Origin of the sequence: Gordonia namibiensis NBRC 108229 (genome assembly GCF_000298235.1) — a bacterium.
Lineage (GTDB): Bacteria > Actinomycetota > Actinomycetes > Mycobacteriales > Mycobacteriaceae > Gordonia > Gordonia namibiensis.
Genome location: NZ_BAHE01000019.1, coordinates 47237 through 72139, shown reverse-complemented (window position 1 = coordinate 72139; position 24903 = coordinate 47237). Strand labels below are relative to the sequence as shown.

Here is a 24903-nt window from a genome sequence, read left to right as displayed (position 1 = left end):
GTTGCGAGCAACTCGGAAGGGGGGCGCCCACCGGCGTGCCGTCAGGCCGGCACGGCCCCGTTGGGATTGGCGCGATACGCCGCGATGTGCGCGTCCCGCTCGGTGTCGGACATCTCGTTGAGCAGCACGTTGGGACTGTTGAAGACGTTGCCGCGGACGTCGTCGAGCGTCCACATCTTCTTCGGATCCAGGTTGAGGTGCGGCTGTGGGATGAGGGTCTTGCCGTCGTCGCGAACGTAGCCCAGATCCTTGATGATGTCGGCGAGATCCTTGCCGTGATGCAGGGTCTCCCATTCGCGGAACCCGGTGAGACGCCCCATGTTCGGGGTGTCCCGGCCGTCGTACTGGTCGCGGAAGGCGACCGCGTCGGTCCAGTGGCAGGTCTCCGAGCAGTAGGTGCGCCACTGGTCGTCGACCTTGTCCACGATCATGTCCTCACGGACGAGGCACGGCACCATGCAGGTCCAGCAACGGTGCGGGTACTCGTAGTCGACGTCCTCGAAGGCGATCGGCTTGTTGCGGCCCGGGTAGGCGAGACGGTTGTAGTTCTCCCACCACTTGCCGAACTTGTTGTACCACCCGGGGTACTTCTCCTCGAACCACTCGAAGTCCTTGTCGGTCATGGCGTCGATGCGCCAGTAGTTGACCGGCCAGCCGGTGGCGAAGAAGCGCGCCACCTCGTGGACGTAGTGCTTGTTGGTGATCCGGTTCCAGGCCTCCTCGACCAGATCGTGCGGGATGGTGAGTCCGTACTTCTCCAGCGGCAGAAGGTAACTGCGGTAGTAGTCGTCGTAGATCCACCGGCGCCACATCTCCGCGTAGCTCTCCCGGTCCTTGCGGCGGTCCTTGGTGCCGTACTCGATGAAGGTGCCGATCGCGGCGTCGACGACGCAGTGGTTGTTCCACCACGCGTACCGCAGATCACGTTCCAGCAGAGGACGATTGCGCTCGTCTGCGAGAGCCATCAGCAGGATCGAGTAGCCGTTGGAGATGTGCCGCGACTCGTCGGACTGCACCGAGTGGAAGACGGTGGGGAGCAGGTAGTCGCCGTTGGCGGCGGCTTCGTCGGGCATCGCGACGAACAGCGTGTTGGTGAATGCGGTTTCGGCGACCACCGTGAGGTAGATGTTGGCTGCCGTGATGGCGTCACCGGTGATGAACCCCTCGCCGAACTGTCGGCCGATGGTGCCGGCGTAGTTGTTGGCGAATGCCTTCTCGGTGATGTCGAAGCCGGCCGGGTCGATGTAGTTGTTCATGTACAGCTTCTTGAGGTTCATCTGGATCGTCGAATGACGGACCTCGTCGATCATCTGCACGGCCAACCCGTTGTGGATCTCGGGGTTGGGGACCGCGTCGATGGCCATCGGCATCGCGCGGGCCGCCGAGATCTCGGGGAACGGGATGATCGACAGGAACAGCTTCTGCCACTCCAGCCAGCGTTCCTGGACCTGGCGGAACATGTTGCCGCGGATGGCGCCGTCCATGGCGCCGTACACACGGTTGTCCTTCTCCTCCTCCATCGGGAAGTAGGACCGCATGATCTGCTTCAGCGGGTCCTTCTTGGGGGCCTTCTCGAAGGTGTAGTCGGTTCCGAATCGAGTGGCCGGGGTCGCGAAGGTGGGCTCCCAGGACAACTCGGTGATCTTCGCGTGGGCTTTCGTCAAGCTCTGCCTGCTCAAAGTGCGCCTCCTCTTTTGAGGGAGCCGACGGGTGTGCCGGCCCGCATGGACTGGAGCGACTTCGATACAACCGTGTGATGCAGGTAACAAACGTCTCACTGTGAGACGACCGACCAAGTTGCCGGTCTTCTGACGACGAAAGGAGGGCCCGCGATGCGGGCCCTCGGTGGGAATGTGCAGGTGAGCTGTGGTTATTCGGCCGACGCGTAGGAGCCGGAGGGCGTGAGCGGATCGTTGAGACGTTGCGCGTACTGGTCGAAGTACACCCGGGCGATGAGTTCGCGACGGCTCCGGACCCCGGCCTTGTCGAAGATCGACTTCAGGTGATCCTGCACCGTGTACGCGGATACGTGCAGGGTTGCGGCGATGTCCTTGGTGGCGACGTTCTGCAACACCATCTGGGTCACGTCACGCTCACGCGCGGTGAGGCCGAAGGCCTCGACGACGAGCGGGATGATCTCCGGCGGGCGCGCCTCCTCGATCGTGATGACGACCTCGCCGGGCCGGCCGTCGACCGAGGACAGCGGGGATGCGTTGATGACGAGCCACATTCCCGATCTGCCGCGGACCCGTAGGCGCGGCGGTACCTGCGTCTCGCCGGCACCGTAGCGTCGTGCGGCACCGATCAGGCCGTAGATGGGGTTCACGGCTGCCGCACTGTTCGGTCCCGCCGCGAGGTCGTCGATGCGCTCCTGGCTGCCGGCGCTCATCTGCACGATCTCGTTGTTGCGATCGATGATCAGGACGGCCGGCCCGTTGTTGATCGAGGGCCGTTGTTCGGCGACGACCGTGCTGAGCAGCCCGATCCGAACCCCGTGTGCGAGTGTCTGCGACAGCGAGCCGAGGAAGTCGATCTCGTCGTCGGTGAACGGGCGGCAGCCCGCGCCGCTGCGGAACATCGCGATCCCGGCCCACACCCGATCCCCGTCGCGGAGCACGACGCGCGCCTCGTCGTGGAAGCAGTACTCCGGGATCATGAGGCGCGTCATGCGTTCGGACTGCTGGGTCCGACCCCGGGTCAGGAGATTGAGGCCGACGGCATCGCGCTTCTGCGCCACCAGTTCTCGGTAACTCGACGGTTCGACCTGCCCGTACTCGAGAAGCCCCCATTCCGGGTCCTTGTGGTCCTGACCGAGCAGGTCCCCGTACTTCCGGGCCGAGGTCAGCATGACCGTGTTGGGGTCGAAGGTGCCGATGCAGGCGGCATCGATGGGTACCGCACGACGCAACGACTCCACGGTTTCCGCGAAGAAGTCGTCGAGGCCGAGACCGGCGTGCGCCACGACTTCGATGTCGCGGCGCACGCGCTCGGCGGTCAGGCTCGATGTCATCTGGCAATCATGTTCCTGAGCTGCATCGATGTCTATCCCACAAAGCTGGGATCATCCACCCGGAGGACCCCGGTCGGGTCGTGACGGCGGCGGATCGTCTCCAGGCGTACCCGCTGTTCGGGCGTCCAGAGTTGCTCTCGTTCGGCGGCGTCGAGTCCGCAGAAGTTCAGCAGTGCACCGGCCGACCACGGCGCGACGGCCCGGGTGACGGCGGCCAGGTGTGCGCCGACCTGGTCGCCGAGGGGGCCGGCCGGCACGCCGATGGCGACGACGTTGAAGGCGCCGTGGCGTCCGGCGACCGCGTTGGGTACGCGCTGCGGTTGCGTCAGCGCGCCGCCCATCAGGCGGACCTCGACGATGGCCAGGGGGCTCGCGACGTGCGGTCCGGCGACGTCGAGAAGGGCGTCGACGGCCGACGCCGGGAACTCGTGCAGGATGCTGCCGCGTTCGGCGGAAGGCATCGGGCCCGGCGGGTCCATGTGCACGGCGTCGAGAGCGGCGGTCGGGAGCACGTCGATGTTCTCGAGCAGGATGGGGCCGGCCGAGCGCATCGGGGCGAGAAGTGCTGCCGCGGTGGCCGGGTCGCCGGTGTGGGTGTAGCGGACGTGCACCGCGAGCTGGCCCTGCAACGGGGCCGGCAGGTTGGGGTCCGGCGGAAGGCGCAGGATCGCGACCGAGGTGCCGGCCTCCTCCGGCAGGGTCGGCGCCCACTCACGCCAGGTGTGGAGCACGTCGGCCGCCGCCGAGCCGGCGAAGAAGATGCCGCCGCCGTAGACGGTGGGGAGCTCGAAGAGTTCGAACTCGATGGCGGTGACGATGCCGAAGCCGTCGCGTCCGCCCAGGATCGCCCAGTACAGGTCCGAACCGGCCGAGGGGTCGACCGTTCGGATGATCCCATCCGCCGTCACCAGCTCGATCGACCGCACATGATCTGCGGCCCAACCGAATCGGCGTCCGAGGGGGCTGAGCCCGCCGCCGAGGTGGTAGCCGACCACGCCGACCGAGGACGACGAGCCGACCAGGCCGGTCAGTCCGTGAGGCGCGGTCGCCGCGGCGAGGTCACGCCAGCGGACACCGGCGCCGACGCGGGCGGTCCTGGTGACCGGGTCGACGACGATGTCGGTCATCCGCGAGGTGGTGACGACGACTGTGCCGCGGCCCTCGATCGGGGCCCCGTGTCCGGTGGCCCGGGCACCGACCCGCAGTCCGTTGGCCCGCGCGTATCGCACTGCGGCGGCGACGTCTTCGGCGCCGGCCGCGCCGACGACGACCTGCGCGGCCGGGATGGCCACCAGGTTGAAGCCGGTCAGTTCGGCGGTGTAACCGTCGTCGGTCGGTGTCAGGACGGGTCCTGCGACGGTGGTGACGAGGGCGTCGAGGTCGGTGAAGTCGATCGGTTCGGAGGTGATGGACACGGTGTGGTTCCTTCGCGGTTCGGTGATCGGAGCGGACGGTGAAGCGGGGTCGGGTGCGGTCTTCGGCACCGCGGTTCCCGATGTGTTCATGGCACTCAGAGTCGCTGAGCACCTTTTGTTCCCGCCATCCCTCGAACGCCGGAAAAGTCGCGGCGGAACCTCTGGAACCGGTGCGCCCCCAGATTTCTGGGAGTCCGGTCGGCAGGTTCTGGGTCAGACGCTGAGCGCGCGGTAGACCGCGGTCTCGAAGTCGAGGTAGCGGGTTCGCTCCCATTGGTGATCTGCGATGAGGGTGTTGCCGCGGCGGTGGTGCATGATCGCGCGACGGTGCCGGGTGTCGCCGGAGAGCGTGAATGCGGTGTCGGACATGCCGAGTGGCGACAACACGCGATCGCTCATCACGTCACCGAGGCGGCGGCCGGTGATGCCCTCGATGACCTGGCCGACCCAGTCGATGTTGGAGCCGTACTCCCACGCGGTGCCCGGATCGAACAGGAGCGGTGTGCGCAGTGCGGCGTGTGTCGACTCGGACATCGGCGGTTGCCGGTGCTCGGTTTCGAGTCGGTGGTAGGTCTCGTCGAAGAAGGAGTAGCCGAAACCCGCTGTGTGGGTGAGGAGTTGGTGGGTGGTGACGGCGGAGGCGGGTGGGCGCAGCCGTGGGTTGCCGTCGTCGTCGAATCCCTCGATCACCTCCAGATCGGCGATGGCCGGGGCGTACTCGCTCGCCGGTGCGTGCAGGTCGAGCCGCTTCTCGCCGACGAGCTGGAGCGCGACTGTCGCGGTGATCGCCTTGGTCATGGAGAACAGGGCGAACACCGAGTCGGTGGTCATCGCATGATCGGCGTCGGAGGCCCTGAGCCCGACCGCCTCGAGGTAGACGGTCCGCTGGTCCGTGGTGACCCCGGCGACGACACTGGGCACCCGGGGTTCGCCGGTTGTCCGCTCGCGCAGGACCTTCCCCGCCTCCTCCGCGATCCGCTTCGGGTCCACGGTGTCGAGATCGGCGATACTCATGCGCCGCCTCCTGGGCTCGAAGAGTGTTGCACATCACACTCTATCCGCGAGGTCGGCGTCAGTCGCGGGTCACGCGGGGTTTCCGGCTCCCACGAACGCGCCGAGCCGGTCGATCGCGAGAGCGAGATCCTCCGTCGACGCCGCGTAGGACAGCCGGACGAAGCGATCGGCACCGGCGACCCCGAAATCCTTGCCCGGCGTGAGGGCGACGTGTGCCTCGCGAAGGGCGCGGTCGCAGAATTCCGCCGAACTCAGCCCGGTCGAACTCACGTCGATGTAGACGTAGAACGCCCCGTCGGGGACCACCGGTACGTCGAGCCCGATGCGCGCGAGCCCGTCGATGACGAGGTGCCGGCGACGTGCGAACTCGCGCCGGTTGTCCTCGGCGACGGCCAGGGACTCCGGGGTGAAGCAGGCCAGCGCCGCGTACTGGGACGGGGTCGGCGGGCATACATAGAAGTTCTGTGCGAGGCGTTCGATGACCCCGACCAACTCGTCGGGGACGATGCACCAGCCGAGACGCCAGCCGGTCATGCCGAAGTACTTGGAGAAGCTGTTGATCACGACCGTCTCGGCCGTACCCGGGGTGTCGGTGGCGAGGATGCTTTGCGGGGCGCGTCCGTCCGCACCGGGGTCGGACAGGCCGAGGTAGATCTCGTCGACGATGGACCAGCCGCCGCGCGCTGCGACGAGATCGGTCATCGCGACCAATTCGTCGTACGGCATCGAGGTGCCGGTGGGATTCGACGGGGTGGCGACGATGACACCGCGTGTGCTGTCGGTCCAGGACCTCTCGACGTCATCGGTCGTCAGCTGGAAGCGTGATTCCGCGGTGGTCTCGATCAGGTCGACCTGCGCACCGAAGGCGTGGGCGAACTGGCGGTTGCACGGGTACGACGGATCTCCGATGAGCACTCTGTCGCCGGGATCGATGAGTGCGGCGCACGCCATGAGCAGCGCGGCCGAGGCGCCGGAGGTGACCGCGACCCGTCGAGGGTCGACATCCGCGCCGAAATGGTGCCCGTAGAAGTCCGCGATCGCGGCCCGCAACTCCGGGAGACCGAGTGCGCCGGTGTACGCGAGCGGCCGGCCGTCGCTGACCTCACGGGCTGCCGCGAGAACCGCAGGGGGCGGTCCGAAGTCGGGTTCGCCGATGTTGAGCTTCACCACGTGGTGGCCCTGCGCCTCCAGCTCGGCCGCGTTCCGCGCGAACTCCATCGCGTAGAACGGGGCGATCCCTTCGGCTCGTCGGGAGATCTTCATGGATCACATTGTGCGCGCCGCCGCGACACGCCCCGAGGCCCGGGCAGGCAGGATGTGGGGATGCCCATCCCTGACTTCATCCGTGACCTGCGTGCCCAGGTCGGCCATCGCGAGCTCTGGCTGTCGGGTGTCAGTGTGGTCGTCCGCGACGCCGACGGCCGTCTGCTGCTCACCCGCCGCGTCGACAACGGACAGTGGGCGGTCGTGTCCGGGGTGCTGGAACCCGGTGAGGAGCCTGCCCGCGCGGCGCTGCGCGAGGTCGCCGAGGAGACGGCCGTGACCGCCGAGATCATCCGCCTGACCAGTGTCGACGTAACCCCGCTGATCACCTATCCCAACGGGGATCAGACGCGCTACCTCGACGTCCGCTTCCTCGCGCGATACGTCGACGGCGAACCGCATGCGGCCGACGACGAGAACTCCGACGTCGCCTGGTTCGCGCCCGACGATCTGCCCGACGACCTCACCGACACCTCGCGCCTACGGATCTCCAAGGCCCTGAGCGGCAATCCCGAGGCCTGGTTCCGGCGCTAGGGACGGTCTCAGGGATGTCCCTGAACTTCGCCCCATATACCGGCTGACCTGTGGCTTTTGGTGGGGTGCCGGCGGAGACTCGGGGCATGAGCACATCAACGAATTCGTCAACCACGTTCTGGAAGGTCCTCGGGATCATCGCGGTCGTCCTCATCGCGCTGGCGGTGATCGGGCCGCTGCTCGAGGGGCTCTTCTGGATCGCCCTCATCGGACTGGCCCTCTACGGCGGGTACATGCTGTTCCGCTCGAAGTCCAAGGACAATCACCCGACGCCGCTGTGACGCGGAGTCGGTGAGCGATCAGGGTCTCGGCAGCGGGTAGCAGGCCCACGGGGCGCAGATCTGCTCCGGGATCTCGATACCGGGCAACCTGGGGACCGTCGGGCGAGCAGGTGTCGTGGGGGCCTCCGACCGGGGTTCCGGCGTGGCCGGCCCGGCACCCGTCACCGTGACGCGGACCGGCGCCCCGGCGGTCGGGGTCATGTTGGTCAACGGCGGGTTGGTTCCCCAGAACTGCTCGCGGACGGAGCCCGGCGGCAGGGTGATAGTGGCGCAACCCCAATAGATGTCGTAGGTCCCGGTCGGGATCGTCGCGGACCCGGTCGGCTTCGGCGGGTTGCCCGCGGTGACCCGCATCGGCACATTTTTCGACGTGCCGGGGGATATGAGGGCGCCGAGTTCCTCAGGCGTCTGATAACCGAAGACCACGGCCGAGGCGGTGGGAGTGGAATTGGCCTTCACGCCGAAGATCTCGCAGCCGATGCGCTTGTTCGCATTGTTGGTGACCTCGAGAGTGATCGTGTTTCCGGACACCGACGGTGAGACGGTGACATCTCCCGGGGATGCCGAGGCGGACGGTGCGAGCGCGATGGTTGTCGCCGCCGCTGCGGCGAAAGCCATTCCGGCCGAGAGCTTTCGGATACCAGCGTTCGTGGGACGAGTGGTCATGACTGTCCTTGTCTCGCGGAGGTGACGCGGCCGCGTTCGGTGAATCGGTATCACGTGAATCCAGGGACTGCGGGTCGTCGCGTATTTCCTCGGTTCACGAAATGTGCCGTGGTGTCCGCGCGGTCTCGGCGTGAAATGTCCGGCGACGACCATTCTCACAGATTTCGACTATGTCGGCAGAGTCGGGGTCGCCCGAATCGCGCGTTCTCCCGAACCTTGATCAACGGTGGAAACGTCAGGGCGGCCGGCCGGGATGCGGGGACGAGTGCGCGGCACGGAACGGCGGGGTTCGGGCGCCGAGACTGCTTCGTCTATGGAACGGCTCCGCACGCCCGCCGAGTTGGCTAACCTAGATTACTAAGTTGCCGGACCTCGGAATGCGCGGAGACACCATGACCGTCCTCGAAGATCACCTCGACGCCCTCGCCCCACCGCCCGCCCCCGACGCCCCGATCGATCCGGTGCTGGGGCGCCCGCTGCGACCGGCACCGCCCGCGCGACCGACGTTCAACCCGGACTGGACACCTGCCCGTCATCGACTGCTGGACGGCTGGGTCGACGTGCAGGATCGGCTCCCCGACACCGGCGGAATCGTGGCCCGCGCCAAAGACCATCTCTGGGTCGGTGATCCGGAGATGGACGCGGTCGTGCAGATGTTCCGCAGACTGCCCCCGCGGAGCGGACGGCAGATGTTCGAAGACGCACTCGACAACGGACTGGAGACCATCGACGATCCCCCGGAGGAACTCGTCGCGCTCTTCGAGCACATCGACAACCCGCCGTCCTGGATCACCAGGGAGCGCGTCGACCGGGGCGCGATCGTCGCAAACAGCGTGAGCCCGGCGGGCAAGGCGTCGCTGATCTTCCTCAACACCCTGGTCACCGTCCAGGGAGGCTCGGTGGGCGGCGCGGTCGGAACCATGGGTCGCATGCAGCGCAACATGGTCAACCGGTCGCTGGAGACCGCCGAGTTCTGGGTGCACCTGCCCGCACCGGGGGCGCTCGACCGCTACGGCATCGCGTTCAAGAACGCCGTCCGGGTGCGGCTGATGCACGCGCAGGCGCGTGTCATGCTGCGTAAGAAGTGGGGGGAGGAATGGGTCGCCCAGCACGGTGTGCCGATCTCCAATGCCGAGATGTCCGGCGGCATCCCGTCGTTCGGGGTCGCCAACCTCATGTACGACATCAACTACGGTCGTCATTACGACTACCGGGACCTGGAAGACCTCAACATCTTCTGGTCGTACATCGGTCACATCCTGGGTATTCGAGAGGCGATGATCCCGCGCACCTTCGGCGAAGCGGTGGAGCTCCTCGACTACGGCTATGCGGTGATGGAACCACCGTCGGAGTTCTCCGAGGCGCTCAACGACGTCTCCGAGATGATGCTCAACACGCTGATGGACAAGGTTCGGGTCCCGTTGATCGACACGCAGGTGAAGTCGGCGCTCCACCAGACCCTGCACGGCCTGTATTTCTTCATCGGTGGCACGTTCCTCGGCAAGCGCATCACCGGTACTCCCGAGCCGACCCGAATCGGACGTGTCGCACCGAAACTCATCACCGCGCAGGCGCGCCTGGCGAATCTGGACCGACGCATCCCCGGGTACTGGAAGCGGGCCGACAGGCGTCGCGCGAACGGCGACACCTACTGGGCCGTCATGCACGACGCCTTCACCAAGCTGGCCGCCGAGCAGGACGGCGGGCGCGGTCCCACCTTCGCCCACCACGACCAGAGGGTCGAGGCCCTGGGTACGACCGGCTGAGAGTCGCTGCGCCGCGCGTTTCTCCCGGTTAGTCTGGCGACGCAGACCCACCGAACAGACCGGGGACACCATGCCGACGGTGATCGCGACCATCAGCCTCAAGGGCGGGGTCGGGAAGACCACGCTCACGGCCGGCCTCGCCGACTTCCTCGCCGGCGCCTTCGGTGAGAAGGTGCTCCTCGTCGACCTCGACGCCCAGACCAACCTCACCACGATGATGATCGGCGAGAAGGGCTGGGAGGCCTGTAATGCGCGCGGGCACACCGTCGCAACCCTGTTCGCCGACGTCCTCGACGGCACCCACCGGTTCGACCTGGAGAGCACCGTCCAACGTGACGTCTCGTCGATCGACGGGGTCACGGGGATCGACCTCGTCCCGTCGTCGCTGGACCTGATCGACCTGCAGGAGGAGATGAGCGCGCGCCGCGTCGCCGCCGACGACCATCTCGCCGCCGTCGAGGTGCTCCGGGCTGCGTTGGCCCCCGCCATGTCCCGCTACGATTACGTCCTCGTCGACTGTCCGCCGAACGTCGGTCCATTCAGTCTCAACGGATTGTTCATGGCCGGTGGGTATCTCATCCCGACGATCCCGGACGTGTTGTCCACGTACGCGATTCCACACGTCCAGCGGCAGGTCGCCGACTTCGGTGCCGAGATCGGCCGTACCATCGTCGAACTCGGTGTCGTCATCACCAAGTACCGGGCGTCGTCGTCGCTGCACCGGGACACCGTCCACCGCCTCCGGCGCGATCCGACGATCCAGAACATCCTGCCCGCATATCTCCACGAGGCCAATGCGATCGGCGCGGCCGCAGACCACACGCGGTGGCCGAGTCTGCACGCCAAGTACGGCTATCACGGGCACTACGAACAGTTCCGCGATCTCACCCGCGCGGTGATGATCGAGGCCGACGCGAAACTGCCGTCGATCGCCTGAGACCCACTGCGGTGCCGAAGGTCCCGATATTCGAACATTTCTGTGCCAACGCGCAGCTCAACCGCTAGATTCGTCTCAGCCCGCCGGCCGGCGGCGTTCACGACTGCCCAGGAGTTCTCATGATGAACAAAGTGCACATCGCTTCAGTCCTCGGCGCGGCGGCACTGGCCGTCGCCGTAACCGCATGCGGCTCGGACGACTCCGAGAACACCGACGCGGAGGCCAAGGTGACCGTCGACGACCGGGAGGTGGATCTGGCGGACAAGACCGTCGGCTGCACCGATGCGGCTGGGAAGGTGACGATCGGGATCGGTTCCGGGTCGGGCACCTCGGGCATCGGCGTCGTGCTGTCGTCGGGGGATTCGCCGGAGGTCGAGTCGGTCGGGCTCGGTTCCGTGGACGGCGTGACGCTCGGCTATCAGAAGGGTGTGGGTGAGGGTAGTGCCGAGGTCGACAAGGACGGCTCCACCTACAAGATCACCGGCGAGGCGTCGGGCGTCGATCTCGCCAACCCGACCGAGAAGGTGACCAAGTCCTACGAGATCGAGGTGACCTGTCCGTGATTCCGTCATAGCCGCAGTTCGGGCGGCCTCACCCCCTGGAGAAGGTCTCGGCACGACCGTCGCACGGGTCTCGATGTGCACACAGATCCGTGCCCGCAGGTTTGGACCCGGAATTCCTGGGTACGTTCGGTCTTGTAGCAAATCGCACGATCTGGACGATTCGGACGATTTACGTACGCACGCAGGATCAACAACTACCTAGGAGGCAAACATGCTGGGAATTGGCATCATTGCGTGGATCATCATCGGTGGTCTGGCCGGCTGGATCGCCAGCAAGATCATGAAGACCGATGCGCAGCAGGGGATCATCCTCAACATCGTCGTCGGCGTCATCGGCGGCCTGCTCGGAGGATTCCTCCTCAAGATCTTCGGCGTCGACGTCGAAGGTGCCGGATGGATCTTCAGCTTCGTCACCTGCCTGATCGGCGCATGCATCTTGCTGTTCCTGGTCAAGCTCGTGACCGGGCGCGGCCGGACCCGCGTCTGATCGCAGCCCCCACAGCGAACCCGCCCCGGTCCCGACGCACCGCGTCCGGACCGGGGTGGTGTCGTTCGCGGGGTGGGTACGTTGGGAAAAGTACGTCTGTCGTCGACCCCAGCACGAGTGAGCAACGGAAAGTGAGCATCCAGTGACCCGAGTGGCCATCATCGGTGGACACGGCAAGATCGCGCTGCGCCTGGCGAAGATCCTGACCGACCGAGGCGATCAGGTGACCTCGATCATCCGAAACCCGGAACATGCGCGCGATGTCGCGGAGACCGGAGCGGTACCCGTCGTCGCCGACGTGGAGACCCTCGACACGACCGGGATCGCCACGGCGATCTCCGAACACGACGCCGTGGTCTGGTCGGCGGGAGCGGGCGGTGGTGACCCCGCGCGAACGTACGCCGTCGACCGGGATGCGGCGATCCGATCGATGGACGCGGCGGCGAAGGTCGGCATCCGCCGCTACGTCATCGTCTCCTACTTCGGTGCCGGCCCCGATCACGGCGTCCCCGAGGACAATTCGTTCCACGCGTACGCCGAGGCAAAGGCTGCCGCCGACACCTACCTGAAGTCGAGCGACCTCGACTGGACGATCCTCGGACCCAGCGGGCTCACCGACGAGCCGGGAACGGGGAAGATCGCCGTCGGCGGGACCCGAGGCGATGGCGACCACGTCAGCCGCGACAACGTTGCCGCGGTGGCGGCGGAAGTCCTCGCCCGGCCCGAGACAGTGCACAAGGTCATCGAGTTCAACGACGGACCCACGCCGGTCGCCGACGCGGTCGCACAGGTCTGACACCGTGCCCGGGCATGCGGATGCCCTGCTGACGCAACTGCGCAGGGCGGTCGGTGAGTGCAACGTCCTCACCGACCCCGCGGCGATGGAGGGCTTCCTGGCCGACTGGACCGGTCGATACCGAGGCCAGGCGGATGCGGTCGTACGCCCCCGCACGACCGAGGAGGTCTCCCGGGTCGTCGGCGAATGCGCCTCCGTCGGCGCCCGGATCTGTGTGCAGGGCGGGAACACCGGACTCGTGGGTGGCTCGGTGCCGCCACCTCGCGACGACACCGGACAACCGGTGATCGTCTTGTCGACGGCCCGCATGACCGACATCGACGAGGTCGACGCGGTCGGGCGCTGCGTCGGTGCCCAGGCCGGTGCCACCGTCGACGCCATCGACGGTCGGGCCGCGGACGCGGGCCTGGCCTTCCCCATCGACCTGGCCTCCCGCGAGTCGGCCACCGCGGGCGGGGTGGTCTCGACGAATGCCGGGGGAATCCGCATGATCCGCCGTGGCAACACGCGTTCCCAGGTCCTCGGGATCGAGGCGGTGCTCGCCGACGGCCGCATCCTCCGCCGGTGGACCTCACTGGTGAAAGACAATGTGGGATACGACCTCCCGGCACTTCTCGCCGGGAGTGAGGGGACCCTCGCGGTCATCACCCGCGTGCTGTTCAAACTCGTCGTCCCGCCGTCGGCGGCGACCGTCGCGGTGGCCGCGGTCGAACACGTCGAGGACGCGATCGCACTGATCGGCGCCGCATCGTCGCGTGGGCTCACCGTCGAGGCCGCCGAGCTGATGACCGAGGCCGGCATCGAACTCGTCCACGAGCACGGACAACGCCGGCCGACGGCGACACCCGCGCCGTTCTACGTCCTGCTCGAGGTGTCCGGGGTCGGCGACATCGAGACGACGATGGCCGAATTGCTCGACGGCACCGGCGGACTCGTCGACGCCGTCCTCGAACCGGCGCCCGCACGAGCACTCTGGGGTGCACGCGAGAGTCATACCGAGACGATCGCCCGGTCGAGTACGACGCCGGTCGTCAAACTCGACATCTCCGTCCCCATACGCGCCTTGCCGGAGACATTCGCCGAGCTGGCCGCGGTCGGTACGACCAGCGACTTCCCGTGTCGTCCCATCCTTTTCGGACACGTGGGTGACGGGAACATCCACGTGAACCTGCTCGACGTCCCCGAAGAACACGCCGGGACCGTCACCGACCGGGTCTTCGGCATCGTCGCGGCAAACGGCGGGTCCATCAGTGCCGAACACGGCATCGGCCGCGCCAAGACGGCTTGGACCCACCTGGGCCGGTCCGATGTCGACCTCGACACCATGCGCGCGGTCAAGGCGGCGTTCGACCCGCAGGGATTGCTGAACCCGGGCGTCATCTTCGGTCTCCCCGCTCCCTGAGTGGCCCGGAGCTTGCGGAGGGCGTATTCCTCCGCTCCCTGAGTGGCCCGGAGCTTGCGGAGGGCGTATCGAAGGGACGTAGCGCGGAGTCGCCCGAATCCTGAGACGATGGCGAGGTGGCTGACGTGAACACCGAGAGGTTGACCGAACTGGCGCATCGTCACGGTGTGGCCACCAGCTATGTGGGCTGGGACGAGGAGACCCACGACGTGAGCGCGGAGACGCTGGTCGCCGTCCTCACCGCGCTCGACGTCCCTGCGGACTCACCCGAGGAGATCGAGGAGTCGATCCGGGAGGTCGACGAGCGGCCGTGGCGCGAATTCGTCCCCGCGGTGACGGTCGTGACCGAGGGCGGCGGCAACACCTTCTGGGTCCATGTCCCGCACGGGAACCTGGTCAAGGTGTGGATCGCGACCGAGGACGGCCGCGATGTCGCGCCGGAACAACTCGACGCGTGGGTGGACCCGCGGGAGATCGACGGCGCGCTCGTCGGGCGGGCGACCTTCGCGATCCCCGACGACCTCGAACCCGGATACCACCAGATCAAAGCCCTCGACCTCGACGACTCGACGGCGTCGAGCGCGCCGCTGATCGTCACCCCGCGCCGGCTGCACACCGCGGACCGGCTGTTGGGGCAGCAGCGGTGGGGCCTGGCCGTGCAGCTGTACTCGATCCGGTCGGCAGACTCGTGGGGGGTCGGCGACTTCGCCGATCTGACCGGAATCTGCGAGGTCGCGGGCAGTGCGTACGGCGCTGATTTCGTGCAGGTCAATCCGTTGCATGCGGCGCAACCGCACCCTCCGATCGAGGCCTCGCCCTACCTTCCGGTCACCCGCCGCTTCCTCAACCCGATCTACATCCGGGTCACCGACATCCCCGAACTCGACGGATTGTCGAAGTCCCAGCGCAAGTGGTTGGACAAGCTCGCCCGCGGGTTCATGGGAGAGAACACCGCCACCGACCGGATCCGGCGCAACAAGTCCTACCGGGCGAAGCTGGAAGCACTCGAACTGATCTACGGCGTGCCGCTGAGTCCCGCCCGCAAGACCGCCCTGCGGGAGTTCCGAAAGCGGGAGGGCAAAGGCCTCAAGCGATTCGCGACCTGGTGCGCACTGGCCGAGCGCTACGACGCCGACGACCCCCGCTGGCAGGACAAGTTCCTCGATCCGACGTACCTCAAGAAGAAGCGCCGGAAACTCGCTCGGCGCATCGACTTCCACATCTGGTTGCAGTGGATCTGCGACGAACAGCTCGCCACCGCGGCGCATGCCGCGGAATCCGCGGGGATGTCCGTCGGCGTGATGGCCGACCTCGCCGTCGGCGTCGGCCGGCACAGCGCCGACGCCTGGGCGCTCGGCCACGTGCTCGCCTCCGGTGCGACGGTGGGCGCACCGCCGGATGGTTTCAATCAGCAGGGCCAGGGCTGGGATCAGCCGCCCTGGCATCCGCGCCGACTGGCCGAAGCCGGTTACGAGCCCTACCGCGACATGATCCGCACCGTGCTGCGTCACGCGGGCGGGGTCCGCGTCGACCACATCCTGGGGCTGTTCCGGCTGTGGTGGATTCCCGACGGCATGGGACCGGCCGGCGGCACCTACGTGCACTACGACAGCGAGGCGCTGATCGGCATCCTGGCCCTCGAGGCCCAACGGGCCGACGCGGTGGTCGTCGGCGAGGACCTCGGGGTCTTCGAACCGACGGTGCAGGACACGCTGCGCGAGCGAGGAATCCTGGGCACGTCGATCCTGTGGTTCGAGCAGGACCGCCAGGCGGCGATCGCGCCGGAACGCTACCGCGAACTGTGCCTGACGTCGGTGACGACGCACGACCTCCCGCCGACGTCGGGTTACCTGGCCGGTGACCACATCGCGCTGCGGGCGCGGCTGGGACTGCTCGAGACAGGGGAAGAGGCCGAACGGGAACGCAACGAACGCGAACGCGACGCCGTCCTCGAACTCGCCTACGAGCGTGGACTGCTGTCGCGGGACACCCCGCTGTCGGAACCGGAGGTCGTCGACGCCCTCTACGCAGTCATCGCGCACACACCGTCGGTGCTGCTGAGCGTCGCACTCGTGGACGCGGTGGGGGAGAGGCGGATTCAGAACCAACCCGGCACGAGTGCCGAGCAATACCCGAACTGGTGCATCCCGCTCGCCAACGCCGACGGTGAGGTGGTGCTCGTGGAGGACCTCGTCAGCAGCGTGCGCTTCCGGCAGTTGGTGGACGTGCTCAACGAGAACGGGGTTCCGGGCGCCGCACCACGATGATCGTCAGGATCAACGCCACCAGCGCGAGCACCGCAACGCCGATGTTGAAGGCGATGCCGGCCGGCCGCAGTCCCCACTGCTCTGCGGCCACACCCTGCCCGACGATGGGCAGCGAGATCGCGACGTAGGCCACCACGAAATAGGTGGATGTGACCTCGGCTCGCCGATCGGCCGGGCTGGCTGCGACCACCGACGCGAGTCCCTTGCTGAACGACATGCCCTGGCCCACGCCACACACCACCGCGCCGGCGAGCAGGGCTGCGGTCGACGCGGCGATGAGCCCGACGACGGACAAGCAGGTGCCGCCGATCAGGATCGCGCAACCGGCGATCAGCGCGGGCTCGGTGGGCATGCGACGCACCACGATCTGCGTGACCGCGGAGGAGGCGAACAGCACGAAGACGAGAAAGCCGGTGAACGCGCGGTCGTCGACGCCGAATATCTGCGTGACGAACGAGGGCATGACGCCGGTGAACGTGCCCATCACCGCGAAGCCCGCGAAGGCGGCGATCGACGCGCGGAGGAACACGCCGCGCATGTCGGCCGGTACCGAGAGTCGCTGAACACCGAGACGGGCACCGGGTTTGACGTCGACCGTCTCCTGTAGTCGCCAGATGCCGGCGAAGGCAAGTGCCAGGAGGACGAGGTCGAGGAAGAACGGGGTGTACAGCGGATCGGGCGCATACTCGGCGAGCACTCCGGCGATCAGCGGCCCCATCCCGAGTCCGCCGATGTTGGCCGCGGTCGCGACGGCCGGCGCCCGGCCCCGCCACGACGGTGGTGCGAGTTCGATGACCGCAGTCGTTGCGGCGCCGGCGTAGATCCCCGCCGACAACCCGGACAGCACCCGGCCGACCAGCAGTTGCCAGACCGGTCCGGCGGTGAGGAAGACGACGGCGCTGGCCGCAGAGAGCAGTGCGCCGGCGATGAGCAACTTGCGCCGCCCGATCACATCGGACCAGCGACCGAAACCGATCAGTGCGGCGATGACTCCCGTCGCGTAGACACCGAAGATGATCGTCGTCGTGGCGACACCGAAGCCGAGCGCCTCGCCGTAGAGCGAGTACAGCGGTGTCGGCAGCGTCGTCCCGAGCATGACGACGGCGAAGGCGTAGACCGCCGCCACGAAGGAGGGGGTGGTCGAACGGGGCGCGGCCGCCGCACCACGGGAGGAGCGGGTTGAGGGGGTGCCGGATCGATCAGTCATGAGACTGCCAAACTACCGCCGGACCGGTCGGGAGTGCCGACCGGGAACAAATCCTCGCCATCTGTCCGCCATCGCCGGGCCGGAAGCCCGCGCGTCGCTTATCGTCTGCAGCCATGCAGGCCTCTGAACCGCACCTCCTCGTGACCACATCCCGGATGCCGTTCGCCGTCGACGAGATCCACAAACTGGGTGAGACCGGGCGGGACGTCACCGCCGCGGACACCTTCGCCTCGGCGCCGGGGAGTCACTCGCGCGGCGCGCGACGGCATCTCGTGCTCCCCGCACCCACCCAACAGACCACCGCCTTCGTCGACGCGGTGATCGAGGCGATCGGCGAGCACGACATCACCTGGCTGCTCCCGATGTTCGAGGAGGTCTTCTACCTCGCCAAACACCGCGACCGGATCTCCGCGGCGCATCCCGACGTCGAGTTGTTCTTCCCCGATTTCGAGACCCTCGCCCGCGTCCACGACAAGGTCGGGTTCACCGCCCTCTGCCGCGAACTCGGGCTCCCGGCCGCGGAGTCGGTGACGACCACGAGCCGTGAGGAGCTGCGCGAGGCCACCCAGCGGTGGCCGCACTGGTTCGCCCGGGCCGCCTTCGGGCGCGGCGGGCTCGACATCCTCACCAACACCGGGCCGCTGGCCGGGGAGTCCTCGGTCGATGACATCACCCCGACGCCCGACGACCCGTGGCTCGTCCAGGAATACCTCGCGGGTGTCGACCGGTGCAGCTGGAGCGTCGCCCACCACGGCGAGATCGTCCTGCACTCCTGCTACGAGCACCCCCTCGCGATCGACGATCGCGGCGGCATCGTCTTCCAGTCCGTCGACTCGCCGGAATCCCTCGCCGCAGCCCAGACCATCGCGCGGGAACTCAACTGGCACGGGCAGATCAGCTTCGACTACCTCGTCACCGACGACGGGGTCCACCACATGGTCGAGTGCAATCCGCGACCGACCGCCGGTTGCACCGTGGCGACGTCCGAGGAGTTCGACACCGCCCTGTTCGACCCGGGCGACCTCGTCGTCGTCCCGGCTGGACGCAAGAAGATGATCAAGGCGGCGGTGCTGCGCGACGCGCTCAAGCACCCGTCTCATCTTCGCCGGAATCTCGCCGCGGCCAAGGGGGCGAGCGGTGTCTACGACCAGCCGCACGACCACCTGCCACTGCTGTACTCGGCGCTGTCGCTGCAGCACATCCTGGCCTACCGCAAGGAGCTCGGGCTGAATCGCAACAAGAGCGAGGAACTGATGGCGACACAGTTCTTCGATGTGCTCTGGGACGGCACCGCGATCGCCTGACCAGGGGAGATACACGCGGTCGCGGTGTGTGTTAGATTACAGTAACTGTCGGTTACAGTTATTGGGGTCTCTCATGCAACCTGCACAAGCCGCGCCTGCTCATGAGGTGCTGATCGTCGGCGCCGGATTCGGCGGAATGGGTGCCGCCATCGCCTTCAAACGCCTCGGCATCGACGACATCGCGATCCTCGAGCGCGAGGACGATCTCGGCGGGACCTGGCATGTCAACCACTATCCCGGTCTCGCCGTCGACATCGCCTCGGTCACGTACTCGTACTCCTTCGAGCCCAACCCGAACTGGTCGCGACTCTTCGCGCCCGGGCCGGAGCTCAAGCGCTACGCCCACCACGTCGCAGACAAGTACGACCTGAAGCGGCACATGGAGTTCGGCACGACCGTCGACTCCGCCGAATGGGACGACGCCGCGCGGTTGTGGCGCGTACGGACCGGTGACGGAACGCAGCGCACCGCCCGCTATCTGGTCACCGCGACCGGCTTCCTCTCCCAGCCCCATGTCCCGGACTTCCCGGGGATCAAGAACTTCCAGGGGAAGATCCTGCACACCGCGGCGTGGGAGGACGGCTTCGATTTCACCGGCAAGAAGGTCGCGGTCATCGGCACCGGGGCGACGGCGGTCCAGCTGATCCCGGAGGTGGCCGAGCGTGCCGATGCGCTCACCGTCTTCCAGCGGACACCGATCTGGGTCGTCCCCAAGATCGACTTCGCGATCCCGTCGGCGGTGCAGCAGCTGTTCCGGCGGATCCCGTTGACGCAGCGGGCGGCCCGCCTGGTCAACACCTCGCTGCTGGAGCTGCTGATGGTCTCCGGCGTGCTGCACTACAAGCAGCTCAAGCCCGGCAACAAGCTCGCAGCCCGGCTGGCCAAGGCGCACCTGCGGTCCCAGATCCCCGACCCGGAACTGCGTCGAAAGCTGACGCCCGACTACGACTTCGGTTGCAAGCGACCGACCTTCTCCAACACGTATTTCGCCAGCTTCACCAAGCCGAACGTGACCTTGCAGACCAGCGGCATCGCCCGTCTGGAGGCCGACGGGATCCTGGCCGGCGACGGAACGAAGACCGAGATCGACACCCTCGTGCTGGCAACGGGATTCAACCTGTGGGACGTGAACTTCCCGGCGTTCGACATCGTCGGGCGGGAGGGACGCAACCTCGGGAAGTTCTGGCGCGAGGGCAGGTTTCAGGCCTACGAGGGTGTCACCGTGCCGAAGTTCCCCAACTTCATCTCGCTCAACAGCCCGTACTCCTACAGCGGTCTGTCGTACTTCACCACGATCGAAGGGCAGATGAAGCACATCACCCGGCTCTTCGGTGAACTCCGACGTCGCGGGCAGGACACCTTCGAGGTCACCGAGACCGCCAACGACGCCTTCCTCGACGAGGTGACCGACCGTCTGCAGTCGTCGGTCTTCTACAACGGCAACTGTGTGAGCTCGCGGAGTTACTACTTCAACCAGCACGGGGAGGCGACACTCCTGCGTCCCGCCTCGACGCTGCGGACCCTCCGGGAGATGGATTCGTTCCCGTTGAGCGACTACGCCTTCCGCTGAGACGGGTCGTACTCGCCGGCGTCAGGCGTCGGCGAGCCCGAGGTAGCCGCCGATCAGGCGGCGGATCATCGTGGTGATCTCCTGCGCGTTCGCCTCCGTGGGTGGCTGCGTCGAGGTCTCGGAGTGCTCGCCTCCGAGGGACCGACACGCCTGGACGATCATCGAGTCGATGAGCTGGGCGATCTCGAGTGGCCGCGGTTCGCCGTGCGCGACGAGGGCTTCGACGAGCGGTTCCTGGAGTTCCCGATGGAACCGCTGCATCGGCTCCTGCAACACACTCGGGTCGACCACTCGGGTCAGCGCATTGGCCACGTCCTGCTCGGAACCGACGAACAGTTCGACATTCGCGCCGATGTAACCCCAGATCTGTTGCCCGGGTTCGGTTTGTGCCGTGACCCGATCCCGGACGAACCGGACCCAACTGGGGAACAGGTCGGCCACCACCGCGGCCAGGAGCTCTTCGCTCGACGAGTAGTACTGGTAGACGCTGGAGCGGGCCAGCCCGACGCGCTTGCCGACTGCGGCGAGGGTCGGGACCTGGCCGGTCTCGGCGAGAATCGCCTTCGCGCCGGCCAGGATCGCCTGCTCCTGCTGTCGCCGGTGTTCGGCGACGGTGGGCGCCTGGATGCGTGGCAAACGCCCACCTCCTCAGCTCAGCTGGACGCCGGGGAGCCCGGGTTCAGTTGTCCGTCGATCATCTCGTACACCTTGTCACAGTGTATGAGAACGTCCTGGTCATGGGTCACCATCACGGTCGCGACGCCGTGCTCGTGCGTCTCGCGCGCGAGCAGTTCGACGATCTCGTGACTGCGCCGGCGGTCGAGGGCCGCGGTGGGCTCGTCGATCAGGAGGACGTCCGGTCGCGTCATCAGCGCCCGCGCGATACCGACCCGCTGCCGTTCACCGCCCGACAGCTGATGGGGGCGGCGCTTCGCCTTGTGCGACATCCCGACACCGGCGAGCAGTTCGGCCGGTGAGCGGGACTCGGCGACGCGACCGAAGGTCAGTGGCAGACGCAGCTGGTCCTCGACGGTCAGCGCGTCGAGCAGGTTGCCGCTCTGGAACACGAACCCGATGTGTTCGCGACGGATCCGGGTCAGGTCGCGCTTGGAAGCGGTTCCCAGTTCGGCGTCGCCGACGGTGACCTTCCCCGACGTCGGGGTGATGAGGCCGCCCGCGACCGCGAGCAGGCTGGACTTGCCCGATCCGGACGGGCCGACGACGGCGACGAACTCGCCGGCGGCGACTTCGAGGTTCACCGCGTCGAGTGCGGTGACCACGTCTTCCCCGTCGCCGTGGACGAGACTGACGTCGTTGAGTGCGAGCGCGGTCATCGGTTGCCTCCCAAGGCGGTCAGGGGGTCGACCCGGGTGATTCGGAGCACCGCGACGGCGGCGCCGATCATGCCGAACAGGATCAGCAGCCCGCCGGCTGCGGCGACCGAACCGGTCTCCAGGGCGAAGGGCATCGGGGTGGAACCGATGGCGGCACCGAGGCCGACGCCGATCCCGATGCCGATGCCGGCAGAGACGAGCAGCAGGATGAACGACTGCATGAGCGAGTCACGCAGGAGGTAGCCGGTCGAGGCGCCCATCGCGCGCATCACGGCGATCTCCTGCCTGCGCTGGATGGTCCAGACGGTGAAGAACGCGCCGACGACCAGCGCCGAGATCGCGTACAGGAAGGCCTGGATCAACGAGAGGGTCGAGGTCTCGGCGGTGTAACCCGGTGAGGCGCCGAAGGATTCGTCGAGAGTCAGCGAGGTGGTGTCCGCGGCGGCATCGCCGGCGGCCAGGTCCACGGACTTGTCGGCCTTCACCGCGACGGCGGTGATGTCGTCATAGACGCGCGGCGGCACCGGCTCGCCGGGACGAGCTCCGGCGCGGATCTCCTGCCACGTCTTCAGCGGCACGAACGCCACGTCGACGTGTCCGAAGGTGCTCTGGCCGTCGAGGATTCCGACGACACGCAGCTGCGTGCCGAGCGGCTCGACGGTGACCGTGTCACCGATCGACAGTCCGTCATCGGCGGCGGTCTGGCTGATGACGATCTCACCGGGGGCGGTCGACAGCGACTTGCCCTCGGAGGCGGTGGGGCTGACGAAGCTGCCCGGTTCGACGCCGAAGAGGGCGAGGTCGATGTCCACGCCGGTGTTGGTGCGGCCGTTGATCAGGGTGTTGCCGAACGGTGCGGCGTCCTCGACGCCCGGCTGCTCGGCCCATTTCCCGACCGCCGACGTCGGCACCAGGGAGCGGGAGAAGGCGGAGTCGGTCGCGATGTCCTTCTGGAAGGCGAAGGAGGTCACCGGCAGCTTCTTCAAACCGGAGACACCGTCGTTGACCAGACCGACCGACAAGCCGCTCAGCAGCACCATCAGGATGGCGATGAGCGCGACCACCGACCCCATCAGGGCGAATCGTCCGCGTGCGAAAGAGAGTTCTCGAAGGGCAAGGAACATGTCACTGCCCTCGCATGTTTACCGACACCATGTCGGCAACGATACCGACACAGTGTCGGGAAGGCGTAGCCCGACCGGTGTGAGACCGGTCATGTGCAACACCACGCTGCACCGCGCGGGCGGGTTTAGCCTGAGGTATGCGCGCTTGGGCGGTGAGCGAGCCGGGGCCGATCGACACCCGACCACTGCGGCTCGTCGACAAACCGGAACCGCGGCCGGCGGACGGCGAGTTGCTCGTCCGGGTCCGTGCCTGCGGTGTGTGCCGGACGGACCTCCACGTCGCCGAGGGCGATCTGCCGGTTCGCCATGCCGATGTGACGCCCGGACACGAGGTGGTCGGGGAGGTCGTCGAACTCGGTCCGGGTGCCGACGGCTTCTCCCTCGGAGACCGCGTCGGCGTCGCCTGGCTGCACCACACCGACGGGACCTGCGATCGCTGTCTCCGCGGTGCCGAGAACCTGTGTGCGGCATCGGTGTACACCGGATGGGACGTCGACGGTGGTTATGCCGAGCTGGTCACCGTGCCCGCGGCCTTCGCCTACCCGCTGCCGGCCGGGATCGACGACGTCTCGATCGCGCCGCTGTTGTGCGCCGGAATCATCGGCTATCGCGCGCTCCGGCGTACCGGCCTCCTCGACGACCCCGGGACAGGGCCCGGCCGTCCGAAGAGGCTGGGACTCTACGGTTTCGGCGGTAGTGCTCACCTGTGTGCGCAGCTGGCGATCGCCCTCGGGATCGAGGTACACGTCCTCACCCGTGGAGAACAGTCCCGGCGCCTGGCCGCCGATCTCGGTGCGGCGTCGGTCGGCGATGCCACCGACGTGCCGCCGGTACTGCTCGACGCCGCGATCACCTTCGCCCCGGTCGGTGAGCTGGTCCCGGTGGCGATGCGCGCGCTCGACCGGGGCGGCGTCCTGTCGATCGCCGGCATCCACCTCACCGACGTGCCGCCGCTCAACTACGAGCGGGAACTGTTCTACGAGAAGGAGATCCGCTCGGTCACCGCTAACACCCGTGCCGACGGTGCGGAGTTCCTGACGCTGGCCGCCCAGCACGGGGTTCGGGCGACCACGCACGAGTACCCGATGTCGCAGGCCGATCGTGCCCTCGCCGACCTGGCCGCGGGACGCTTCGACGGGGCTGCGGTCCTCGTCGCCGACCTCTGACTCAGAGGGGGTTGAGCAGCTCCGGCCCGTTGTTGGCGACGCGGTTGACCAGCGGGGCGACCTCGCGGATGTCGATCGCCTCGGCGAGCGGTTCGGCGGGCGGCGCGAACAGGTCGTCCGGCGCCCGGTGGTCCGGATCGAGCCAGGCCTCCCAGTTGTCGTACGGCATGATCAGCGGCATCCGGTCGTGGATGTCGCGTAGTTTGCCGACCGCATCGGTGGTGAGGATCGAGCAGCTCAACAGCGGTGGGGCGGCGTCGGAGTTCTTGTCGTGCCACACCGACCACAGCCCGGCCATGAACAGCCGGGTGCCGTCCTGCGGGGACATGTAGAACGGGATCTTGGTGGGCTTGCCCTTGCTGTCGGGCGGACCCTTCTTCCACTCGTACCAGCCGTCCATCGGCACCAGGCACCGCTTGGACTTCACCGACGCACGGAACGAACTCTTCTCCGCGGCGCTCTCGGCACGGGCGTTGAACAGCAGCGGTCCCTTGCCGATCTCCTTGGTCCACGGCGGTACGAGCCCCCAGCGCATGGCGCGGATGCGCAGCAGCGGATCGTCGGTCGGGTCCTCCGGCGCATGTCGCTTGACCACGGTCATCACGGTGGTCGTGGGCGCGACGTTGTAGTTCGGGCCGAGGGCGCGAGGTGCGGGGGTATCGAGGTCGAGGGCATCGGGATCGGCAGGTTCCTTCGCCGGCTCCGGTACCTCGTTGACCGCGTCGATCTCCGCCGCCAGCTTCGCCGGATCGGTGGTCACCGCATAGCGTCCGCACATGTTCACCATGCTGCCATTC

Annotated in this window: 23 protein-coding genes; 12 read left to right on the top strand and 11 right to left on the bottom strand. The window is 67.4% G+C overall.

Annotated features, from left to right (window positions below):
* Positions 1-41: 41 nt before the first annotated feature.
* From GONAM_RS11545 to GONAM_RS11525, 5 genes are all read right to left on the bottom strand, one after another.
* Positions 42-1679: an aromatic/alkene/methane monooxygenase hydroxylase/oxygenase subunit alpha gene (locus GONAM_RS11545; RefSeq protein WP_040536196.1), complete on the bottom strand. Its 1638-nt coding sequence runs from the start codon at positions 1677-1679 to the stop codon at positions 42-44.
* 191 nt (positions 1680-1870) lie between these two features.
* Positions 1871-3010, bottom strand: a complete 1140-nt coding sequence (locus GONAM_RS11540) for a LuxR C-terminal-related transcriptional regulator (RefSeq protein WP_006866947.1) — start codon at positions 3008-3010, stop codon at positions 1871-1873.
* Between the two features lie 32 nt (positions 3011-3042).
* Positions 3043-4425: an FAD-binding oxidoreductase gene (locus tag GONAM_RS11535; protein ID WP_006866946.1), complete on the bottom strand. Its 1383-nt coding sequence runs from the start codon at positions 4423-4425 to the stop codon at positions 3043-3045.
* A 213-nt stretch (positions 4426-4638) separates the two neighbouring features.
* Positions 4639-5439 (bottom strand): serine hydrolase domain-containing protein, encoded by an 801-nt coding sequence (locus tag GONAM_RS11530; protein WP_006866944.1) that lies wholly within the window; start codon positions 5437-5439, stop codon positions 4639-4641.
* Between the two features lie 69 nt (positions 5440-5508).
* On the bottom strand, positions 5509-6702 hold the full coding sequence (locus GONAM_RS11525) for an aminotransferase class I/II-fold pyridoxal phosphate-dependent enzyme (protein WP_006866943.1): 1194 nt from the start codon (positions 6700-6702) through the stop codon (positions 5509-5511).
* A 60-nt stretch (positions 6703-6762) separates the two neighbouring features.
* Between GONAM_RS11525 and GONAM_RS11520 the strand changes: the two genes are divergently transcribed.
* Together GONAM_RS11520 and GONAM_RS11515 are read left to right on the top strand one after the other, a co-directional pair.
* Positions 6763-7236: an NUDIX hydrolase gene (locus GONAM_RS11520; protein ID WP_006866942.1), complete on the top strand. Its 474-nt coding sequence runs from the start codon at positions 6763-6765 to the stop codon at positions 7234-7236.
* An 86-nt stretch (positions 7237-7322) separates the two neighbouring features.
* The gene (locus GONAM_RS11515) at positions 7323-7517 is read left to right on the top strand and encodes a hypothetical protein (protein ID WP_006866941.1); all 195 of its coding nucleotides are present in this window, start codon (positions 7323-7325) and stop codon (positions 7515-7517) included.
* A gap of 18 nt (positions 7518-7535) precedes the next feature.
* Here GONAM_RS11515 and GONAM_RS11510 read toward each other — a convergent pair whose 3' ends face one another.
* Positions 7536-8183: a hypothetical protein gene (locus GONAM_RS11510; RefSeq protein WP_006866939.1), complete on the bottom strand. Its 648-nt coding sequence runs from the start codon at positions 8181-8183 to the stop codon at positions 7536-7538.
* A 392-nt stretch (positions 8184-8575) separates the two neighbouring features.
* On the opposite strand from GONAM_RS11510, the gene GONAM_RS11505 reads away from it, so the two are divergent.
* From GONAM_RS11505 to malQ, 7 genes are all read left to right on the top strand, one after another.
* Positions 8576-9949, top strand: coding sequence for an oxygenase MpaB family protein (locus GONAM_RS11505; protein WP_006866938.1), 1374 nt, complete (start codon positions 8576-8578; stop codon positions 9947-9949).
* 70 nt (positions 9950-10019) lie between these two features.
* Entirely contained in the window at positions 10020-10886 is an 867-nt protein-coding gene (locus GONAM_RS11500; RefSeq protein ID WP_040536193.1) for a ParA family protein, read from the top strand.
* A gap of 119 nt (positions 10887-11005) precedes the next feature.
* Positions 11006-11449 carry a lipoprotein LpqH gene (locus tag GONAM_RS11495; RefSeq protein WP_006866936.1) on the top strand — a complete coding sequence of 148 codons (444 nt, stop codon included), beginning with the start codon at positions 11006-11008 and terminating at the stop codon, positions 11447-11449.
* Between the two features lie 211 nt (positions 11450-11660).
* Positions 11661-11936 (top strand): GlsB/YeaQ/YmgE family stress response membrane protein, encoded by a 276-nt coding sequence (locus GONAM_RS11490; protein WP_005195242.1) that lies wholly within the window; start codon positions 11661-11663, stop codon positions 11934-11936.
* A gap of 142 nt (positions 11937-12078) precedes the next feature.
* Positions 12079-12732: an SDR family oxidoreductase gene (locus GONAM_RS11485; RefSeq protein ID WP_006866935.1), complete on the top strand. Its 654-nt coding sequence runs from the start codon at positions 12079-12081 to the stop codon at positions 12730-12732.
* 4 nt (positions 12733-12736) lie between these two features.
* Positions 12737-14134, top strand: coding sequence for an FAD-binding oxidoreductase (locus GONAM_RS11480; protein ID WP_006866934.1), 1398 nt, complete (start codon positions 12737-12739; stop codon positions 14132-14134).
* Positions 14135-14259: 125 nt separating this feature from the next.
* Entirely contained in the window at positions 14260-16401 is a 2142-nt protein-coding gene (malQ, locus tag GONAM_RS11475; protein WP_006866933.1) for a 4-alpha-glucanotransferase, read from the top strand.
* Here the strand turns inward: malQ and GONAM_RS11470 are convergent.
* Positions 16364-17608, bottom strand: a complete 1245-nt coding sequence (locus GONAM_RS11470; RefSeq protein ID WP_006866932.1) for an MFS transporter — start codon at positions 17606-17608, stop codon at positions 16364-16366. The two genes, malQ and GONAM_RS11470, sit on opposite strands and share 38 nt — an antisense overlap.
* 113 nt (positions 17609-17721) lie before the next feature.
* On the opposite strand from GONAM_RS11470, the gene GONAM_RS11465 reads away from it, so the two are divergent.
* Together GONAM_RS11465 and GONAM_RS11460 are read left to right on the top strand one after the other, a co-directional pair.
* On the top strand, positions 17722-18912 hold the full coding sequence (locus tag GONAM_RS11465; protein ID WP_006866931.1) for an ATP-grasp domain-containing protein: 1191 nt from the start codon (positions 17722-17724) through the stop codon (positions 18910-18912).
* 73 nt (positions 18913-18985) lie between these two features.
* Complete coding sequence (locus tag GONAM_RS11460) at positions 18986-20482, top strand: flavin-containing monooxygenase (RefSeq protein ID WP_006866930.1); 1497 nt, start codon at positions 18986-18988, stop codon at positions 20480-20482.
* Between the two features lie 21 nt (positions 20483-20503).
* On the opposite strand, the gene GONAM_RS11455 is transcribed toward GONAM_RS11460, so the two are convergent.
* From GONAM_RS11455 to GONAM_RS11445, 3 genes are read right to left on the bottom strand one after another with little or no spacing between them, the layout of a single operon-like run.
* On the bottom strand, positions 20504-21118 hold the full coding sequence (locus GONAM_RS11455) for a TetR/AcrR family transcriptional regulator (protein WP_006866929.1): 615 nt from the start codon (positions 21116-21118) through the stop codon (positions 20504-20506).
* 17 nt (positions 21119-21135) lie between these two features.
* Complete coding sequence (locus GONAM_RS11450; protein ID WP_006866928.1) at positions 21136-21816, bottom strand: ABC transporter ATP-binding protein; 681 nt, start codon at positions 21814-21816, stop codon at positions 21136-21138.
* A complete protein-coding gene (locus GONAM_RS11445; protein ID WP_006866927.1) occupies positions 21813-22940 on the bottom strand; it encodes an ABC transporter permease in 1128 nt (375 codons plus the stop codon). The genes GONAM_RS11450 and GONAM_RS11445 overlap by 4 nt, the downstream gene beginning before the upstream one ends.
* A 137-nt stretch (positions 22941-23077) precedes the next feature.
* Between GONAM_RS11445 and GONAM_RS11440 the strand changes: the two genes are divergently transcribed.
* A complete protein-coding gene (locus GONAM_RS11440) occupies positions 23078-24106 on the top strand; it encodes a zinc-binding alcohol dehydrogenase family protein (protein WP_006866926.1) in 1029 nt (342 codons plus the stop codon).
* A 1-nt stretch (position 24107) separates the two neighbouring features.
* Here the strand turns inward: GONAM_RS11440 and GONAM_RS11435 are convergent, their stop codons facing one another.
* Positions 24108-24884: an SOS response-associated peptidase gene (locus GONAM_RS11435; protein WP_040536221.1), complete on the bottom strand. Its 777-nt coding sequence runs from the start codon at positions 24882-24884 to the stop codon at positions 24108-24110.
* Positions 24885-24903 lie beyond the last annotated feature (19 nt).